Source organism: Sulfuricurvum sp. IAE1, from assembly GCF_004347735.1.
Lineage (GTDB): Bacteria > Campylobacterota > Campylobacteria > Campylobacterales > Sulfurimonadaceae > Sulfuricurvum.
This window is the reverse complement of record NZ_SLTI01000045.1, coordinates 1-2,500: the sequence shown is the minus strand read 5'-3', so window position 1 is coordinate 2,500 and position 2,500 is coordinate 1. Positions and strand designations below refer to the sequence as shown.

General features: G+C 45.0%; 2 protein-coding genes. Both read left to right on the top strand.

Annotated elements, in window-relative coordinates:
• Positions 1-532, top strand: a 532-nt coding sequence (locus tag E0765_RS06965; protein ID WP_132812509.1) for an Hpt domain-containing protein, incomplete at its 5' end; no start/stop codon positions are given.
• Positions 529-2,253 carry a GGDEF domain-containing response regulator gene (locus E0765_RS06960; protein WP_165921703.1) on the top strand — a complete coding sequence of 575 codons (1,725 nt, stop codon included), beginning with the start codon at positions 529-531 and terminating at the stop codon, positions 2,251-2,253. The genes E0765_RS06965 and E0765_RS06960, both read left to right, overlap by 4 nt.
• The last annotated feature ends 247 nt before the right edge of the window (positions 2,254-2,500 follow it).

Sequence of the window (2,500 nt, the reverse complement as noted above, 5' to 3'; positions counted from 1 at the left end):
GACACATATTCCGATAATTGCGATGACAGCTCATGCAATGAAAGGTGACCGAGAACGTTGTCTGGAAGCTGGAATGGATGGGTATGTTGCAAAGCCCATACAAATAGAAGAATTGAATCGAATACTGGAAAATGTGTCAGAAGAAAAGAGCCAAAAGCCCGCAAGTAAACAACGGAGTTGCAAGATCCCATGCATTGATATGAATGAACTGCTGTCGAGGGTCGATGGTGATATGCACCTGGTGAAAGAACTTGCAGAAATATTTATAGACGATTACCCACAATTAATGCATGAAATACAGGATGCAATAGCGTGTGGTGACGCTGATTTATTGCAGAAAACTGCGCATACGCTAAAGGGTTCGGTGGGCAATTTTGCAGCGAAGTCTGTATTTAATGCGGCTCTACGGCTCGAAAGAATCGGTTCGAGTGGTGATCTGAGCGGAGCAAGAGAAGCCTATATCGTATTGGAAGAAAAAATCGAATGCCTAAAGTCTGCACTGGCAGCGCTGGATATGGAGGAAGCCGCATGAGGATACTCATTGCCGAGGATGATCCTGTATCGAGAAAGCTGCTTCAGGCGCTGCTCGTTAAGTGGGGATATGAAGTCGTAGTAGCATGTGACGGTGAAGAGGCCTGGCGATATTTACAATCGGAAGATACTCCTAAGCTGGCAGTCATCGACTGGATGATGCCGGGTATGGATGGAGTGCAAATTTGCCGTAAAGTACGTGAACGTAAAGATGGTCCATATATATACATTCTTTTACTGACTGCAAAAAATCAGAAAGAGGATATTATTAGGGGAATCGGAGCAGGGGCGGATGACTATATAACCAAGCCGTTTGATTCAAACGAGCTTAACGCAAGGCTGCGTGCCGGCAGACGTATACTCGACCTTCAGGCCGAACTTATATCCACGCGTGAGTCTCTGAGAGTCCAGGCCACCCATGATCCGCTGACTGGCCTTCCAAACAGACTTTTATTTAGTGATCGCTTGACCCAATTTCTTGCCCGTGCAAAACGTCAAAGCTCGTCTATTGCAGTAATGTATCTGGATCTCGATAGATTCAAGATTATCAACGATACGCTCGGCCATAATTACGGAGATATACTGCTTCAGGAAGTTGCAGACAGACTGTCTTCATGCCTGCGGCAATCAGATACACTGGCTCGAATGGGTGGAGATGAATTCACAGTTATCCTTACCGATATTGCAGATTCTGAGGATACGAGCGTTGTCGCGAAAAAAATTATGAATGTACTCTCTGCTCCTGTTAATCTGGATGGCAGAGACTACTTTATAACGGCAAGTATAGGTATCAGCATATACCCGTCTGACGGTATTGATGCGGAGACTCTCGTTAAGAATGCCGACACTGCCATGTATCATTCAAAGGAGCTGGGCAGAAATAAGTATTCACTTTATACTGAGTCTCTACACAGCACAGCTATGGAGATGATGATACTTGAAAACAGCCTGCGTAAGGGACTGGAAAACAAGGAATTTCTCGTTCATTATCAGCCGAGTGTTGAAATCTATTCAGGAAAGATATTGGGCGCGGAGGCTCTTGTTAGGTGGGAGCATCCTGAATACGGGATGGTTCAGCCGGCGCAATTCATTCAGTTGGCTGAAGAGACGGGCCTCATCGATCCGCTCAGTGAATATGTGCTTAATGCGGCATGCACAGCCAACAAGAGATGGCAGGAAATGGGCCTTGAGCCGATAACTATGTCGGTCAATATTTCGGCAAAGCAATTTGAACAGAAGAAACTGCTGGAAATGGTTCAAAATGCACTTGCCCTAAGCGGCCTGGAACCGGAATATCTCGTTCTCGAGTTAACTGAAAGCGCTTTGATGCAAGATCCTACTGCGGCGGTTGATATATTGCTCGCTCTGAAATCTATGGGAGTCAGAATCTCAGTCGATGATTTCGGGACTGGATATTCATCGCTTAGTTATCTAAAGCGTTTTCCGATAGATGCTGTAAAAATCGACCGTTCGTTTATCAAGGACATTACCACAAATCCCGATGACGCTGCTATAGCGGGAGCCGTTGTGGCTATGGCTCACAGCCTAAAATTGACTGTTATAGCGGAGGGTGTTGAAACTCTTGAGCAGTTGGAATTCTTGCGGACCTTAAAGTGCGATCAGATGCAGGGATATTTCATCACTCCGCCGGTTCCATCGGACGACATGATTCACATTATGAAGAATGTGGATTACCAGTTCAATGTCAATAAAGCTGCATAAAGAATAATGGGATTGGATGGGTCTGATATCCGTCCAATCCTAAAAATCATCGTCTTTCCTCCCCAAAATCTCCTTACTGCTGCTAATTGCCAAGATTTTATCTCGTCGAACATATGCTCGGTTTAGTGATAAATCCATACAACGCCTTATATATCAGACCGCCTGATATCAAATGGCATGGCAGCTTTTGCCGGATACAAGCATAATATTCATTCAATTGGGGGTATACGTTTTCCATAAATATCGG

Bases quoted from the DNA above. Each gene is read 5' to 3' on its own strand.
- E0765_RS06960 (WP_165921703.1), top strand. From the start codon at position 529: ATGAGGATACTCATTGCCGAGGATGATCCTGTATCGAGAAAGCTGCTT.